General features: G+C 67.9%; 10 protein-coding genes. 6 read left to right on the plus strand and 4 right to left on the minus strand.

Going from position 1 to position 16,570, the window contains the following annotated elements; all coding sequences use genetic code 11:
* Positions 1-22 precede the first annotated feature (22 nt).
* Positions 23-994, plus strand: a complete 972-nt coding sequence (locus tag ACK8CO_RS14745) for an efflux RND transporter periplasmic adaptor subunit (RefSeq protein ID WP_414897109.1) — start codon at positions 23-25, stop codon at positions 992-994.
* Entirely contained in the window at positions 987-4,214 is a 3,228-nt protein-coding gene (locus ACK8CO_RS14750) for an efflux RND transporter permease subunit (RefSeq protein ID WP_414897110.1), read from the plus strand. Before ACK8CO_RS14745 ends, ACK8CO_RS14750 begins: the two co-directional genes overlap by 8 nt.
* Here ACK8CO_RS14750 and ACK8CO_RS14755 read toward each other — a convergent pair.
* A complete protein-coding gene (locus ACK8CO_RS14755) occupies positions 4,193-4,831 on the minus strand; it encodes a nitrogen fixation protein NifQ (RefSeq protein WP_414897111.1) in 639 nt (212 codons plus the stop codon). The two genes, ACK8CO_RS14750 and ACK8CO_RS14755, sit on opposite strands and share 22 nt — an antisense overlap.
* 146 nt (positions 4,832-4,977) lie before the next feature.
* On the minus strand, positions 4,978-5,451 hold the full coding sequence (locus ACK8CO_RS14760; protein WP_231119127.1) for an NUDIX hydrolase: 474 nt from the start codon (positions 5,449-5,451) through the stop codon (positions 4,978-4,980).
* A 475-nt stretch (positions 5,452-5,926) separates the two neighbouring features.
* Between ACK8CO_RS14760 and ACK8CO_RS14765 the strand changes: the two genes are divergently transcribed.
* The gene (locus ACK8CO_RS14765) at positions 5,927-7,405 is read left to right on the plus strand and encodes an inorganic phosphate transporter (protein WP_080617146.1); all 1,479 of its coding nucleotides are present in this window, start codon (positions 5,927-5,929) and stop codon (positions 7,403-7,405) included.
* A gap of 18 nt (positions 7,406-7,423) precedes the next feature.
* On the opposite strand, the gene ACK8CO_RS14770 is transcribed toward ACK8CO_RS14765, so the two are convergent.
* Positions 7,424-8,935 (minus strand): malonate--CoA ligase, encoded by a 1,512-nt coding sequence (locus ACK8CO_RS14770; protein ID WP_414897112.1) that lies wholly within the window; start codon positions 8,933-8,935, stop codon positions 7,424-7,426.
* A gap of 179 nt (positions 8,936-9,114) precedes the next feature.
* Positions 9,115-11,046 (minus strand): monovalent cation:proton antiporter-2 (CPA2) family protein, encoded by a 1,932-nt coding sequence (locus tag ACK8CO_RS14775; protein WP_414897113.1) that lies wholly within the window; start codon positions 11,044-11,046, stop codon positions 9,115-9,117.
* A 1,476-nt stretch (positions 11,047-12,522) separates the two neighbouring features.
* On the opposite strand from ACK8CO_RS14775, the gene ACK8CO_RS14780 reads away from it, so the two are divergent.
* From ACK8CO_RS14780 to adhP, 3 genes are all read left to right on the plus strand, one after another.
* Positions 12,523-13,560 (plus strand): GAF domain-containing protein, encoded by a 1,038-nt coding sequence (locus ACK8CO_RS14780; protein WP_080617143.1) that lies wholly within the window; start codon positions 12,523-12,525, stop codon positions 13,558-13,560.
* 94 nt (positions 13,561-13,654) lie between these two features.
* The gene (gene adh / locus ACK8CO_RS14785) at positions 13,655-15,175 is read left to right on the plus strand and encodes an aldehyde dehydrogenase (RefSeq protein WP_080617142.1); all 1,521 of its coding nucleotides are present in this window, start codon (positions 13,655-13,657) and stop codon (positions 15,173-15,175) included.
* 77 nt (positions 15,176-15,252) lie between these two features.
* Positions 15,253-16,284, plus strand: coding sequence for an alcohol dehydrogenase AdhP (gene adhP / locus ACK8CO_RS14790; protein ID WP_414897114.1), 1,032 nt, complete (start codon positions 15,253-15,255; stop codon positions 16,282-16,284).
* Positions 16,285-16,570: the final 286 nt, after the last annotated feature.

Raw genomic sequence — 16,570 nt, forward strand, 5'->3', positions numbered from 1 at the left:
GTGCCTGAAAGGAGATATGGCGATGTGGCGTCGACTCGCTTTGATTCTCGTGCTTCTGGCGGCCCTGCCCGCCGCGGCGGCCGAAACGGTTCTGGCGCCGGTGACGATCACCGAATGGAAGCCGGTCTATGGCGAGGTCGAGGCCCGCAACCGGGTGCCCGCGCGCAGCCGGATCGGCGGTACGGTGGTCTCTTTGACCGTGATCGAGGGCGATCCGGTCGAGGCCGGGCAGGAAATCGCGCGGATCGAGGATGACAAGCTCGTCTTCCAGATGCGCGCGCTCGACGCGACGCTGACGGCGCTGACCAAACAGCTCGAGACCGCGCGGCGCGATCTCGACCGGGGCAGGGCGCTCAGCGAACGCGGCGTCGTCACCCGGCAGCGGCTCGACCAGCTTGCGACCGAGGTGGCCGAGCTCGAGGGCCAGATCGACAGCACGGCCGCTCAGCGCCGGGTGATCGAGGAGCAGGTCGCCGAGGGGGCGGTGCTTTCGCCCGGCAGCGGGCTGGTGCTCTCGGTGCCCGTTTCGCCCGGCTCGGTGCTGGTGGCGGGCGACAGCCTGGCCGAGATCGGCGGCGGCGGGCTGTTCCTGCGCCTCGCGATCCCCGAACGCCATGCGCTGGCGTTGCGCCCGGGCGACCGGATCGCCGTCGGCATCGGGCGCGACGGCCAGAGCGGGCGGCTGGTCAAGATCTATCCGCAGATCGAGGGCGGCCGGGTGCTGGCCGATGTCGAGGTCGAGGGGCTCGACGGTCGCTTCGTCGGGCGCCGGGTGCCGGTCCGGCTGCCGGTCGGCACGCGGCAGGCGCTGCTGGTGCCGCCGGGGGCGGTGACGCATCGCGGCGGGCTCGATTTCGTCGCGGTGACGGGACCCGATGGTCCGGTAGAACGCGTGGTCGTGCCGGGCGAGCGCCTCACCCATGACGGCCGCGACCGGGTCGAGATCCTGACCGGGCTTGAAGCCGGCGACCGCGTGGTGAGCCCCGATGAGTGACGCGCCGCGCCCCGCCGCCCGCCGCCTCGGCCTGGCCGGATATCTTACCAGGGGCTTCATCCGCTCGCCTCTGACGCCGCTTCTGCTGCTGGCGGCGCTGGCGCTGGGGCTGATCGCGCTGATCGCCCTGCCGCGCGAGGAAGAGCCGCAGATCTCGGTGCCGCTGGTCGATATCCATGTTCGGGCCGACGGGCTTCGGGCCGTCGACGCGGTCAAGCTGGTGACAGAGCCGCTCGAGACCATCGTCAAGGGCATCGACGAGGTCGAGCATGTCTATTCGCAGACCTATGACGACCGGGCGATGGTGACCGTGCGCTTCAGGGTGGGGCTGAGCCAGGATACCGCGATCTTGCGCGTGCGCGACAAGATCCTGGCCAATATGGACCGCATCCCGGTCGGTATCCCCGAACCCCTGGTCGTGGGGCGCGGCATCAACGACGTGGCCATCGTCACGCTGACCTTCACGCCCACCTTCGGCCAGAGCGCGGTGACTGCTGCCGATCTGACCCGGATCGCCCGCGAGGCCGAGACCGAGCTGGTCCGGATCGAGGATGTCGGGTTGACCTATCTTGTCGGCGAAACCGAAGAGGCACTGCGCGTCGCCCCCGACCCGCAGAAGCTGGCGCTTTACGGGATCACGCTGCAGGAGCTGTCGCAGAAGGTGGCGGGGGCCAATGCCGCCGCCCCGGCGGGGCTGGTGCGCGATGGCGGCCAGCAGGTCGGGCTGGTGCTGGGCCGGACGCTGGCGAGCCCGGCCGAGATCGGCAATCTGGAACTGACCGCGCGCGACGGCCGCACCGTCTATCTGCGCGATCTGGCCGAGATCGGTTTTGTCTCGGATCTGGACGAACACCATGTGGCAAGCCTCGTCCGCGGCCCGGATGGCGAGATCGTGCGTCGGCCTGCGGTCACGCTGGCGCTGGCCAAGCGGGCGGGCGCCAATGCCGTGGTGGTCGGCGAACAGGTGCTGGCCCGGCTTGAGCAGATGAAGGGCGGGCTCATCCCCGATACGGTCGCGGTCGAGGTCACGCGCGATTACGGGCACACCGCGTCCGAGAAGGCCAACGAGCTTCTGTTCCATCTGGGGCTGGCGACGGTCTCGATCGTGGCTTTGGTGCTGTTTGCCATCGGCTGGCGCGAGGCGCTGGTGGTGGCCATCGTCATTCCGGTGACGATCCTGCTGACGCTCTTTGCCGCCCATGCCATGGGCTACACGCTGAACCGGGTGTCGCTGTTCGCGCTGATCTTCTCCATCGGCATCCTGGTCGACGACGCCATCGTGGTGATCGAGAACATCGCCCGGCACTGGGGGATGATGAAACCGGGCGACAGCCGGGTGCGGGCGGCGGTGGAGGCCGTGGCCGAGGTCGGCAACCCGACCATCGTCGCGACCCTGACCGTGGTGGTGGCGCTTTTGCCGATGCTGTTCGTCTCGGGGATGATGGGGCCTTACATGAGCCCGATCCCGGCCAATGCCTCGGCCGCGATGATCTTTTCCTTCTTCGTCGCGGTGACGATCACGCCCTGGCTGATGCTGAAGATCGCGGGCCGGGCGCCTCTGCATGCCGGGGGCGCGGGGGCGGGCCATCCGGGCGGGCGGCTGGGGCGGCTTTACGCCCATCTCGTGCGGCCGATCCTGTCGCGCAAATGGATCAGCCTCGTTTTCCTGCTGGGGGTGGCGACGGTTTCCTTCGGCTCGATGGCCGCGGTTTATACCAAGGACGTGACGGTCAAGCTGTTGCCCTTCGACAACAAGTCGGAACTGGCCATCGTCATCGACCTGCCCGAGGGTGCCTCGGTCGAGGCGACCGACGCGGTGGCGCAGGCGGCCGCGCGGGTGGCGCTGGCCATGCCCGAGGCGGTCTCGGCCCAGACCCATGCCGGCACCGCCGCGCCCTTCAACTTCAACGGGCTCGTCCGGCATTACTTCCTGCGTGAAAGCCCCGAGCAAGGCGATGTGCAGGTGAACCTCTCGCCCAAGGAGGCGCGCGACCGGACAAGCCATGCCATCGCGCTTGACCTGCGCCAACGGCTGGGGACGCTCGAGCTGCCCGCGGGCACCGTGCTGAAGGTGGTCGAGCCGCCGCCCGGCCCGCCCGTCATCGCCACGCTGCTGGCCGAGATCTACGGCCCCGATGGCGACACCCGCCGCGCGGTTGCGGCCCGGGTCCGGCAGGCCTTCGAGGACACGCCCTTCATCGTCGATGTCGATGACAGCTTCGGCACCCGCGCCCGTCGCATCCGGGCCGAGGCCGATCCCTCCGACCTGGCCTTCTTCGATGTCGCCGAGGCCGATGCGCTCGATACGCTCAGGATGCTGAACGGCGCCACCACGGTCGGCTATTCGCATCGCGGCGAGGGCCGGGCGCCGATCCCCATCGTGGTCGCGCGCGACAAGGCCGACCGGGTGCTGGACGAGCGCGCGCTGGCGACGCCGGTTCCGGCCAACGTGCTGCCCGGCGGGCGCGGCGTGGTCGAGTTGGGCGATGTGGTGCATCTGACCGGGGAAGCGGCCTCGTTCCCGATCTTCCGCCATAACGGGCGCTATGCCGAGATGGTGCAGGCCGATCTGGCGGGCGATTTCGAGGCACCGCTTTACGGCATGTTGGCGGTCGGGGACCGGCTTGCCCGGGTCGACTGGGCGGCGCTGGGCCTGCCTGCGCCCGAGATCCGCCTGCATGGCCAGCCGCTCTCCGAGGACCGGCCGGTCCTCTTGTGGGACGGCGAATGGGAGGTGACCTGGGTCACCTTCCGCGACATGGGCGCGGCCTTCGGGGTGGCGCTGGTCGGGATCTACATCCTCGTCGTGGCGCAGTTCGGCTCGTTCCGGCTGCCCTTGGTGGTGCTGACGCCGGTGCCGCTGACCTTTCCGGGCATCATGCTGGGGCACTGGCTGTTCCATGCGCCCTTCACCGCGACCTCGATGATCGGCTTCATCGCGCTGGCGGGGATCATCGTGCGGAACTCTATCCTGCTGGTCGATTTCATCCGCCATGCCGATCCCGAGGGCCGGATCACGGTCGAGACGCTGATCGAGGCCGGGGCGACACGGGTCAAGCCGATCCTGCTGACCGCACTCGCGGCGATGATCGGGGCGGCGGTGATCCTGGCGGACCCGATCTTTCAGGGGCTCGCGCTGTCGCTTTTGTTCGGGCTGGCCTCGTCGACCATGCTGACGGTGCTGGTGATCCCGGCGATCTACCGCATCTTCAGGACCTGAGCGGGGGGCTGTCCCGAGGGGGCGGCCCGACCCGCGCGGGCCAGCCTCGCCTCGCCGCTTTCCTCGCCGAAGCACATGTCGAAATCTGCGCAGTCGGTGCAGACCGGCACCGCGCAGAGAACGAAGCCCTCATCTTCGCAGATCAGCCGGTAGAAGAACCGCTTCCATTTCATGTTGGCGGTGTTCTTCGCGGCAAGCTGGCCGAAATGCCGGGTCAGCAGCGCCGAGAGTTCCTTCCGGTTCCGCAGCCCCAGGTCCTGCCAGAGATGGTCCGGCTCCATCGCGCGGCGGGCGATCATCGCGGCCAGCGGTCGGGCCAGCCGGGTCGCAGAGGAATGGGCCAGAAGCAGGCTCCGCACCGAGTCTTCCTCGACGCTGCGGGGGGCGGAGCTTCTGCCACTGCGAAATTCCGGCGGCGCGGCGGGAAAGAGGGAGCCGAGCAGCTCGGCCAGCGCCTGGGCCTCCAGTCCGCAATGCGCGGGCAGATCCCCGGGCGAGGCCGCTTCGGACAGGGCCAGCGCGAGGATCGAGGCGACGGCATGAAGATCGGCCGCGTCCGGACCGCGGCTGCGGGCCGTGCCGGCCATCAATCCTTCATAGGCGTCATCTGCTGTCATCGCGGGGCTCCTTGCGGAAGCCTCCGCCCGGGGCGTGCGCCGCGTCAACAGGTAGTCGCGGTTGCGCTCCGGTCCGTGCGCCTTTGCCGCTTTTCCGGGCAGGACTGCCGCCCGGGGCATCGCTGCGCGGATCGGGGCAGGGTGGGTCAGTCCGGCCCGAGCAGGTCGCGGATCACCGGCAGCTTTTCGGGCTTGCGCGAGAGCCCCCTGAGCAGTGCTGCCAGTTCGGGTTCGTCGACGCGCCGTGCCGCGGCCTTGGGCGCGAACCAGCGCCGCGTGCGCTGGTGGCGTTCTTTCCAGTTGCGTCTGAGCTTGCAGACCAGCATCGGGAACACCTCGACCCGGCAGCGCAGTACGCTGCCATCCTCGAGCCGCTTGTCATATTCGTAGCTGCCGATGCTGTGAGAGGAGATACGGCCCTCGGCGCCGGCCTCCTCCAGCGCCTCGATCCCGGCCGCGACCCAGGGCGGGCAGCCCTCCATCGTCCAGCCCTTGGGTACGACCCAGCGCCCGGTCCCGCGCGAGGTGACCATCAGCACGTCCGGACGGCCTTTCTTGTCGAGCCGCAATGGCAGGGCCGCGATCTGGCGGCCGAGCGGAAGCTGTCTTTCGATCGCCAAATCTGCGTCCAGTCCCTTTCCCGCGCCTGTCCGAACTGCGCCTGTCCGAACCGCGCCCATCTGAACCGCGTCTGTCCGACCCCGGCGATGCGGTCGCGTCCCTGATTGCTGCGGCCTGCACGGGCGCTGTCCCGTGCTTGTCCGGGGCCGCTGCCCGCCGGTGACAGGCCTGCCGGTGACAGGCTTGCCGGGGGTGCCTGGCCGTTTCGCGACATAGATGTGATCTTGACCCATGAGTGCAACAGGAAAGCGTCATGCGTCGCAGGACGGTCACCCCAAGGGCGGTCTTTGGCCGGATTGTCATGCAAAAGACTCGCGCCGCTGCAGCGGCAGGGGTTGTGAATGGGCCGTTTCGGTGACATTCAGCCGCCCGGGACAGACCGTCCGCGGGTGCCGCTCTCCTGCCAGACCTGCTGGTGGGCGGGCCTTCGGGAAACTGCCCGCTAAAGGATGGCCGAGCAAGGAAAGGCTTCCCTTGTCAGAGACCTACAAGGACCGCCAGTGGAAGACACTGGACAAGGACCTCAAGCGCCTGTCGCGGGTCGAAATCGCCGCGCAGACCGTGTCGCGCCCGCTTCTGGGCGTCGGGGTCTCGCTGGCTTTCATCGTGATCGCGGCGCTGGGCGCGGCGCTGGTGACCGGAAACACGCCCGGCATGCTGTTCGTCGTGGCTGCCGCCGCCTTCGGCGCCTACATGGCGCTGAATATCGGTGCCAATGATGTCGCCAACAACATGGGCCCGGCTGTGGGGGCCAATGCGCTGTCGATGGCCGGTGCCATCGCCATCGCGGCGATCTGCGAAAGCGCGGGAGCGCTCATCGCGGGCGGCGACGTGGTCTCGACCATCTCGAAAGGCATCATCGCGCCCGAGAGCGTGGCCGATTCCGGTACTTTCACCTGGGCGATGATGGCCGCTTTGCTGGCGGCCGCGGTCTGGGTCAATATCGCCACCTGGATCGGGGCCCCGGTCTCGACCACCCATTCGGTGGTGGGCGGCGTCCTGGGCGCGGGCGTGGCCGCGGTGGGTATCGCCGCGGTCAACTGGCCGACCATGGGCGCCATCGCCCTGAGCTGGGTGATCTCGCCGGTCCTGGGCGGGGTGATCGCGGCGGGCATGCTGGCCTTCATCAAGTGGCGGGTGATCTATCGCGACGACAAGATCGCCGCGGCAAGGACCTGGGTGCCGGTGCTGATCGGGGTGATGGCAGCCACCTTCGCCACCTATCTGGCGCTGAAGGGGCTCAAGCATCTTTTCGATGTCACCATCGGCCATGCCGTCGTGATCGGTCTTGTCGTCGGCATCGCCTCGGGGCTGGGCGCCGTGCCGCTGATCCGGCGCCAGTCGCGCGGGCTTGAAAACCGCAACCGTTCGCTCAAGCTGCTGTTCGCGGCGCCGCTGGTGATCTCGGCCGGGCTTCTGTCCTTTGCCCATGGCGCCAATGACGTGGCCAATGCGGTCGGGCCGCTGGCCGCCATCGTCCATGCCCAGCAGGCCGGAGAGATCTCGGGCGAGGTGGCGATCCCGGTCTGGGTCATGGTGATCGGCGCCTTCGGCATCTCGTTCGGACTGGTGCTGTTCGGACCCAAGCTCATTCGCATGGTCGGCAGCCAGATCACCAAGCTGAACCCGATGCGCGCCTATTGCGTGGCGCTGTCGGCGGCCATGACTGTGATCGTCGCCTCCTGGCTGGGCCTGCCGGTCAGCTCGACCCATATCGCGGTGGGCGGCGTGTTCGGCGTGGGCTTCTTCCGCGAATGGCATGCCGAGCGGCGCCTGCGCAAGGCGAACCTGACCAAGCCCGGCGCCAAGCGGCTCGGCCCCGAGGAGCGTCGCCGCCGCAAGCTGGTGCGCCGGTCGCATTTCATGACCGTCATCGCCGCCTGGGGGGTGACCGTTCCGGCGACGGCCGTGCTGTCGGGCGGGATGTTCCTGGCGATCTCGGCCCTGCAATAGGCAGGGCCGTCCGGCCGCTCAGGCGAAGCTGTCGCGATAGGTTTTGCGCAGCGCGGCCTTCTGAACCTTGCCCATGGCGTTGCGGGGCAGTGCCCCGATCAGCTCGAGCCGCTTCGGCCGCTTGAAGCCCGCAAGCCGCGTGGCAAGCGCCCCGGCAATGGCCGGGAGGTCGGGCGTTTCGCCCGGCGCGGGAACCAGCACTGCCAGCACCGCCTCGCCCAGATCTGGATGCGGCACACCGATCACCGCGCTTTCCAGCACGCCGGGCTGGGCGTCGAGCTCCTCCTCGATCTCTTTCGGGTAGACGTTGAGCCCGCCCGAGATGATCAGGTCCTTGGCCCGGCCGACGATCCGGACATAGCCCCTGGCATCCACCGTCCCGAGATCGCCGGTCAGGAAGAAGCCGTCCTCGCACAGCTCTTCGCGGGTCTTCTCGGGCATCTGCCAGTAGCCCTGAAAGACATTGGGTCCCCGCACCTCGATCTGGCCGATCTCGCCCTGCGGCAGCTCGGCCCGGGTGTCGGGATCGGCGATCCGAAGCTCGACGCCCGGCAGCGGCAGGCCGACGGTGCCCGCGATCCGCTCTCCGTCATAGGGGTTCGAGGTCGACATGTTGGTTTCCGTCATGCCGTAGCGTTCGAGGATGCGCTGTCCGGTGCGGGCCTCGAAGGCGCGGTGGGTCTCGGCCAGAAGCGGCGCGCTGCCCGAGACGAACAGCCGGATATGGGCGCAGAGCGCGCGGTCGAACCGCGGATCGCCCAGCAGCCGGGTATAGAAGGTTGGGACCCCCATCATGGCGGTGGCGCGCGGCAGGGCGGCGATCACCGCTTCGGTGTCGAATTTCGGCAGCAGGATCATCGCGCCGCCCGCCAGCAGCATGATGTTGGTCGCCACGAACAGGCCATGGGTGTGGAAGATCGGCAGTGCATGCAGGAGCACATCGGCCTCGGTAAAGCGCCAGGCCTCGGTCAGCACCTCGGCATTCGACAGCAGGTTTTGCTGGCTCAGCATCGCCCCTTTCGAACGCCCGGTGGTGCCCGAGGTGTAAAGCAGCGCGGCCAGATCGTCGGGCGCGCGCGCCACGGTGGGAAAGGTCTCGGATTTCGTCGCCGCGATCACCGCGAAGCTGCCGCTGCCATCGGCATTCAGCGTGGCGACGCGGGCGCCCGCGGCCTCGGCCCCCGGCACAAGTTCGCCCATCCGGCGGCCATCGCAGATGACCAGCCGGGCGCCGCTGTCGCCGATGAAATAGGCAAGCTCGGCCGGGGTATAAGCGGTGTTGAGCGGCAGGAAGATCACCCCCGCCTGCAGGCAGGCGGCATAAAGCGCCAGCGCCTCTGCCGATTTCTCGACCTGCACCGCCAGCCGGTCGCCGGGGCCGAGCCCGAAGGCGTTCAGGGCATGGGCATGGCGCGCGGCCAGCGCCAGAAAGGCCGCATGGGTCAGGCTGCGCCCGTCGGGCAGATGCAGGAAGGGCGTCTCGCGCCCAGCATGGCGGCCGAAGAGCCGGTCGTAAAGCGGGTTGATCAAGGTCTGCCTCCGCAGGTCTGGGTATTGCCCGGGCGCGCGCGCCACGCCGGAACCTGCTTCGATCCTGCGCGCGTCGGGGGGCCTGCGTAAACCCCGGCAAGCGGGACACCCTGCGTCACGGTGCCCGGCGACCGCTGCGATGCGGGGTCAGCTCTGGGGCCCGGCATGGGGCATGGCCTTCAGGTCCCGCTGCCGCCGGTCTGGCGTTCGGGATTGCCATCGGCCTCGGCCAGGATGTCGGCGGGAGAGGTCGGTTCGGTCTGGCTCCGGGGCGGCGGCGCCTCGTGCAGCAGGGTCTCGGCGAAGGCATGTTCCAGATCGGCCTGCAGCCGCCGGTTCAGCTCGATGTAATCGGCATTGTCCTCGAGCGGCACGCCGGGGCGCCAGACCTTGGCCAGGTCGCGCAGCGCGGTGCGGTCGAAGGTGACCAGTGTGCGTTCGGCATTCTCTGCCTCATAGGCGGACAGTCCCGAGCGTTCGAGCACCTGCCGCCCGCAGCGCAGCGCGCTGTCATAGACCTCGCGCACGGTCTCGTCGGCGCCGGCACGGTAAAGCTCGAAGACATGTTCGCGGTCGCGGGCGCGGGCGATGATGAACAGATCGGGCCGGATCCGCCGGGCATAGCGCACCAGCGTGGTCGCGGCCTGGGCATCGCCGATGCACACGACCAGCACCTCGGCGGTGTCGATGCCGGCCGAGGCCAGCAGAGCGGGCCGGGTCGCGTCGCCGTAATAGGCCTTGAAGCCCAGCTTGCGCACCCGCCGCACCGCCCGCAGATCGTCGTCGATGGCGGTGGTCTTGCCGCCGGTCAGCGCGATCATCCGGTTCACCGTCAGTCCGAACCGGTCGATCCCGGCGATGATGACGGGATGGATCTCGTCGATCTGATCCGCCGCGGGCCGGGCGCCGCCGCGTCTCTGCAGCACCTTCGCGATCACGTCATGCAGGATGAAGAGCGCGGGCGTGATCAGCATCGACAGCGCGATGACCAGGCTCGACATGGTGACGATCTCGGGCGGCATGATCCGCTGGGTCGAGGCAAAGCCCACCAGCACGAAGCCGAACTCGCCCGCCTGCGCGAGCCCCAACGTGAACAGCCAGCGGTTCGACCGATCGAGCCGGAATGCCATGGCAAGCCCGTAAAGCACGGCCACCTTGATCATCACGAGGCCCGTCACATAGACCGGCAACAGGATCGGCGCGGCCCAGAATACCGAGAAATCCATGCCCGCGCCGACGGTGATGAAGAACAGCCCCAGCAGCAGGCCCTTGAACGGCTCGATCGAGCTTTCCAGCTCGTGGCGGAATTCCGAATTGGCCAGCACCACGCCGGCAAGGAAGGTGCCCAGCGCGGGCGAGAGCCCCACCATCAGCATCAGCGAGGCGATGCCCGCCACGATCACCAGCGCCATTGCCGTGTTCAGCTCGCGCAGCCGCGCCGCCTGCACATAGCGGTAGAGCGGGCGCACCAGGTAATGGCCGGCCAGCACCGTGCCCGCGACTGCACCCAGCGTGACCAGCGTCACCCCCCAGGCCGGCAGGCTCCCGATCAGATGCATCGCGCCATGGCCGCCCTCGGCACCGGCCGCGCGGGTCTCGGGCGAGGCGAGGAAGGGCATGATCGCCAGCATCGGGATGACTGCGATGTCCTGCATCAGAAGCACCGAGAAGGCGCTGCGCCCGCCGGGGGTGTTCATCAGCTTCTTCTCGGTCAGGGTCTGCAGCACGATGGCGGTCGAGGACAGCGAGAAGATCATCCCCATCGCCAGCGCCGATTGCCAGGTCTGGCCGAAGGCCGTGGCGGCGGCGGTGACCAGCGCCACGGTGAGCAGCACCTGCAACCCGCCCATGCCGATCAGCTTGTCGCGCATCGCCCAGAGCGCGCGCGGATCGAGCTCGAGCCCGATCAGGAACAGCATCATCACCACGCCGATTTCCGAGACATGGCGCAGCGTCTCCATCTCGGCGCCGACAAGGCCCAGCACCGGGCCCAGCATCAGCCCGATCAGCAGATAGCCCAGCACCGAGCCCAGTCCCAGCCGCGTGGCCAGAGGCACCGCAAGCACGATGCACAGCAGGTAGAGCGTGGCGTTTAGCAGAAAGCCTTCCATGACCTGTCCTGGCGGGGGCGGCGCTGCCGCGTGGCCCTCGGGCCGGAGCGCGGCGGCGGTTGCGCGTCTTGGCGCAGCCTAACGATTGAGGCGAGTGCTGCAAGCACCCGTGGGCCCGCACCCCGAGGGGGCGTTGTCGCAGAAGCGGCTTTTTCCGGCCGCCCCGCCGCCGGGATCAGGGCGAGATCCGGGGCCCTCTCTCGGACAGGACCGGAGGGCATCCGGGCCGCGCCTTGCCCTTGCCAATCCGGTCGGTGGGATCTGATCTTCCGCGCCCCGCCAGGATCCTGTCGCCGGATGCGGGACGTTTCCTTCTGTCTTGCTCTGGCGGGCGCGGGCGCCCGCAGGAGACGGCCTGGAGATGGGGCCTTGCCGGCGATCGCGGCCCCGCCGGGTCTCGAGGCGGGCTTTCCCCCGATCTGAGGCCTCGGGCAAAGCCCCGATTCCGATCCCGGTCTGGCCGAGGGCGGGAGGTCCGGTCTCGTGCCGCCCTGACCGATCCCGCTGCAGGATCGTGCATCGCCGGTCTTTCGAGCGCGCCGGGCTCGAGATTGCCGAGGCCGCCTTCGTGCCGGTCAATGCCGATGGCATGCGACCCTCCCGATCCCCGTCCGATCCCCGTCGGATGCTCGTGGGCGGCCTCGCTGCGGTCGGGGTCCGGCCATATTTCTGGGCCGTGCCGCCGCGAGGACGTCATAGCGCTCGACGATGCCGCCCGGCTCCGGGCGATGTGCCAGAGGCTCGTCATGCGTTTAGGCGAAGACGCTCCCTCGCGCAGCTCGAACGGTCGGCTGCGCGGGAGCGAAGGCCTGCGGGTCTGCGAAGCCCATGCGCTTTGGCCGCGTCGATACGGGGGCGGCTTGAGCTGCCACGTCCATGGGCCGGGGATTGGGGGGGGCGCGATGTGCCGAACCTGCGTCTCTCTGCGGCAACCGCCTGCCTGCACGGGCTGGCCGAGGCGGCGGGGGTGGCGGCCGAAGACGCCCGGACATCGGTTTTCTGCTTAGCGGCGGGCCGCTTTTTCGTTTGAGGCATCGCCGATCTCTATCCGCCCGAGACGGTTCCGCCCGACGCGTTCCGGATCGCCGGACAGGCGGCCAGGGGCAGGCTCGACATGGCGCGCGATCAAACCGGTCGCCTGGCCAGCCGCGGCTCGTTCCGCTGCCTGACCTGCCCCGCCGCACGAACAAGGGGCGGCGAGAGGTGTGCGCCTTCGTTTCTCAGCCGGCGATGTCACCGATGCGGACAGGCGCAGAGTGGCAGCTCTTGCGCTGAAAAGCACATTCAGCGGATACTTCAGTTCAGGCAAGCACCAGAAGGCGCGTCAATCGCCCGGGGGCCCCTTCGCAGAGGGCCCGCTTCGTGCCCCGCAGAACCAAGGAGCAAGCAGGAAGTCTAAATCGGACGATGTGTCAGAAAAGCCAGACATAACAAACAAGGCGATGCGCATCGAACACCCATGGGAGGAAATTCGGGATGTCCGAGACTTGTGCCCACGTCGATGTCGTTCATTCCGCAATTGCGGCGGGCAACGCGGCCCGGTCGCCGATGGTGGCGTCCTGGAGCCGGTCAGCGCGCCTTTACGGGCTTGATCCCGCCAACAGGAAACCGCCGCATCGGCTGACCGAAGCCGAATTCGCCAATGTGCGCGAGCGGATGGAACCATGGATTCGCGCGGCCGGAGCCAGTCTCGATCAGCTTTTCAGCGCCGTCCGCGCCGCGGGCTGCTGCGTGCTTCTCGCCGACAGCGACGGCGTGCCGGTCGAGCGTCGTGGCGAGGCCGGCGACGATGCGACCTTCGAGGAATGGGGATTGTGGCCGGGTGCATTGTGGAGCGAAGCCACCGAAGGCACCAACGGCATCGGCACCTGCGCCATCGAGCGCCGCCCCGTCACCGTGCACCGCAACCAGCATTTCTTTGCCCGCAACGGAGCCCTCGGCTGCATGGCGGCGCCGATCCATGACCATAATGGCGAGCTTGCCGGCGTTCTCGACGTCTCGTCCTGTCGCACCGATCTTACCGAGACCTTCGGCGGGCTCATCGCCCTGAGCGTGCGCGAGGCGGCCCGGCGGATCGAGGCCGAAGCCTTCCGCCGCAGCTTTGCCCATGCGCGGATCCTGGCCCTCCCGGGGCTGGAGCACAATCCGGGGGCGCTCGTCGCCGTGGATGCCGACGACCTTGCCATCGGCGCCTCCCACAGCGCGCGGGTGACATTGGGCCTCAAGGGCGACCTCGCCAGGGCGCCGGTGCCGGCCTCCGATCTTCTGAGCATCCCCGGTGTCGAGAGCCTGGAGGACGCAGAGCGCGCCGTGCTGGCCCGCGCTCTCGCCCGTACCGGCGGCAATGTCTCGGCGGCGGCGCGCATCCTGGGCATCTCGCGGGCGACCTTCCACCGGAAACTCGGCCATCGCAAACCCGCTGCGAAACGGCCGGAGGCGGTGACACGAGATCCCGCGGCGTCCTGTCGCATTTCTGCGACAGATGCCCTCTCTCTCCGGCCGGACGGGGGCTGACAGATCTCCGGGCGCCATCGATCCTGTTGTCCGGGATGCGCCCGGGAGGAAACGCTTTTGCGTTGTCAGGGGCGCCCGCAAAGGGAGAACAGCCATGAATAAACTGGAACGGTCCTTCGACCAGACAAGGCCGCCTTTCGCCGCGCGTTACGACAATTACATCGGCGGCAAATGGGTGGCGCCGAAGTCGGGGCGCTATTTCGACAATGTCACCCCGATTACCGGCAAGACGCTGTGCGAGGTCGCGCGCTCCGAGGCGGCAGACATCGAGGCGGCCCTGGACGCGGCCCATGCGGCAAAGGACGCCTGGGGCAAGACCAATGTCGCCCAGAGGGCCTATATCCTCAATCGCATCGCCGACAGGATGGAGGAAAATCTCGATCTGCTTGCCACGGCCGAGACCTGGGATAACGGCAAGCCGATCCGGGAAACCAAGGCCGCGGACCTGCCGCTTGCGATCGATCACTTCCGCTATTTCGCCGGCTGCGTGCGGGCGCAGGAAGGCACGCTTTCCGAAATCGATCATGAAACGATCGCCTACCATTTCCACGAGCCGCTGGGGGTCGTCGGCCAGATCATCCCGTGGAATTTCCCGATCCTCATGGCGGTCTGGAAGCTCGCCCCGGCCCTTGCCGCGGGCAATTGCGTGGTGCTGAAGCCGGCCGAGCAGACGCCCGCCTCGATCATGGTGCTGATGGACATCATCGGCGACCTTCTGCCCGAGGGCGTCCTGAACGTGGTCAACGGCTTCGGGCTCGAGGCCGGCAAGCCCCTCGCGTCCTCGAAGCGCATCGCGAAGATCGCCTTCACCGGCGAGACCTCGACCGGTCGGCTGATCATGCAATATGCCAGCCAGAACCTCATTCCGGTGACGCTCGAGCTTGGCGGCAAGTCGCCGAACATCTTCTTCGACGACGTCTGCGCGGAAGATGACGATTTCTTCGACAAGGCCGTCGAAGGCTTCGTGATGTTCGCCCTCAACAATGGCGAGGTCTGCACCTGCCCGTCGCGCGCGCTGATCCAGGAGTCGATCTACGATCGCTTCATGGAGCGGGCCCTGGAGCGCGTGAAGGCGATCAAGCAGGGCCATCCACTCGACCCGGAGACGATGATCGGGGCGCAGGCCTCGAGCGAACAGCTCGAGAAGATCCTCTCCTATATCGATATCGGCCAGGAGGAAGGCGCCGAAATGCTGGTTGGCGGCGCGCGCAGCCATCTCGGCGGCGAGTTGGAAGGGGGCTATTTCGTCCAGCCGACCGTTTTCCACGGCAATAACAGGATGCGCATCTTCCAGGAGGAGATCTTCGGCCCCGTCGTGTCGGTGACGACCTTCAAGGACGAGGAAGAAGCGCTGCATATCGCCAATGACACGCTTTACGGCCTGGGCTCGGGCGTGTGGAGCCGCGACATGAACCGCTGCTACCATTTCGGCCGCAACATCCAGGCCGGACGCGTCTGGACCAATTGCTACCACGCCTATCCGGCCCATGCCGCGTTCGGGGGCTACAAGCAGTCCGGGATCGGGCGCGAGACCCATTCGATGATGCTCGACCACTACCAGCAGACGAAGAATCTGCTGGTCAGCTACAATCCCAAGAAGCTCGGCTTTTTCTGACCGGGACACCGACGCGGGCCCGGCCGGCCGGACGGTCGGCGGGCCCCTTTTCCAGATAGATCCAAGGGAGGAAGACAATGGCGAAGACCATGAAGGCCGCCGTCGTGCGTGAATTCGGCAAACCTCTGAGCCTGGATGAGGTGCCTGTTCCCGAGCCGGGGCCGGGACAGATCCAGGTCGCGATCCGGGCCTCGGGCATCTGCCATACCGATCTTCACGCGGCCGAGGGGGACTGGCCCGTCAAGCCGAAGCCGCCTTTCATTCCGGGTCATGAAGGCGTCGGCTATGTCTCCGCCGTCGGCGCGGGCGTCACCCGGGTCAAGGAGGGCGATCGGGTCGGCATCCCGTGGCTCTACACGGCCTGCGGGCATTGCGAGCATTGCGTGGGCGGCTGGGAGACCCTGTGCGAGTCGCAGCAGAATACCGGCTATTCGGTGAATGGCGGTTTCGCCGAATATGTCGTGGCCGACCCCAATTATGTCGGACATCTGCCGGACAATGTCGGCTTCACCGAAATCGCCCCGATCCTCTGTGCCGGGGTGACGGTCTACAAGGGCCTCAAGGTGACCGGTGCCCGGCCCGGCAACTGGGTCGTCATCTCCGGGATCGGCGGCCTCGGCCACCTGGCCGTGCAATATGCCAAGGCGATGGGCTTCAACGTCGCTGCCGTCGATGTCGACGATCACAAGCTGGAACTGGCCCGAAATCTCGGCGCCACGCTGACGGCCAATGCCGCCACGGAAGACGCGGCCGCCAAGATCAAGAAGGAGACCGATGGCGGGGCACATGGCGTTCTTGTCACGGCCGTCAGTCTCAAGGCCTTCGAGCAGGCCGAGAACATGGTCCGCCGCGGCGGCACGATCGCGATGAACGGCTTGCCGCCGGGCTCTTTCCCGATCTCGGTCTTCGACATGGTGCTGGCGGGGATCACCGTGCGGGGCTCGATCGTGGGAACCCGCCTCGATCTTCAGGAGGCACTGGATTTTGCCGGGCATGGCAAGGTCAAGTCGATCATCAACCCGGTGAAGCTGGAAGACGTCAACAGCGTCTTCGAGAAGATGCACAAGGGTCAGATCGACGGGCGGGCCGTGATCGAGATCGCCGGCTGAATTCGGCGAATGGCGGGGAGGGGCAAGACCGCCCCTCCTCTCTTCGGATCGTTTCCCCTCGGGGCAAAGCCGCCTTTGCGGCCTGTGGCCGCTCTTTTCCGGGCGCGTCAATGGGAGCTTATTCTCCCCGCCCCGGATGTCCGGAGCTCATTGGCGCGCTCGCATCGGTGGCTGGCCCTGAGCGACTGCCGGAGCGCCGGCTGGCATCGCGGTCGATCTTTTAACTGCGCACATGGTCTGGCTTCACGATCCGCATCCCCTCCTGAAGTGTCATGAGGCTTTCCAC

This window comes from Rhodovulum sp. HP10, from assembly GCF_047553435.1.
Taxonomy (GTDB): domain Bacteria; phylum Pseudomonadota; class Alphaproteobacteria; order Rhodobacterales; family Rhodobacteraceae; genus Rhodovulum.

What these genes read in the sequence shown, in the direction of transcription:
- ACK8CO_RS14755 (WP_414897111.1), bottom strand. Translation starts at nt 4,831, where the DNA reads ATGACAGCAGATGACGCCTATGAAGGATTGATGGCCGGCACGGCCCGC.
- ACK8CO_RS14775 (WP_414897113.1), bottom strand. Translation starts at nt 11,046, where the DNA reads ATGGAAGGCTTTCTGCTAAACGCCACGCTCTACCTGCTGTGCATCGTG.
- adhP (WP_414897114.1), top strand. Translation starts at nt 15,253, where the DNA reads ATGGCGAAGACCATGAAGGCCGCCGTCGTGCGTGAATTCGGCAAACCT.
- adh (WP_080617142.1), top strand. Translation starts at nt 13,655, where the DNA reads ATGAATAAACTGGAACGGTCCTTCGACCAGACAAGGCCGCCTTTCGCC.
- ACK8CO_RS14750 (WP_414897110.1), top strand. Translation starts at nt 987, where the DNA reads ATGAGTGACGCGCCGCGCCCCGCCGCCCGCCGCCTCGGCCTGGCCGGA.
- ACK8CO_RS14745 (WP_414897109.1), top strand. Translation starts at nt 23, where the DNA reads ATGTGGCGTCGACTCGCTTTGATTCTCGTGCTTCTGGCGGCCCTGCCC.
- ACK8CO_RS14780 (WP_080617143.1), top strand. Translation starts at nt 12,523, where the DNA reads ATGTCCGAGACTTGTGCCCACGTCGATGTCGTTCATTCCGCAATTGCG.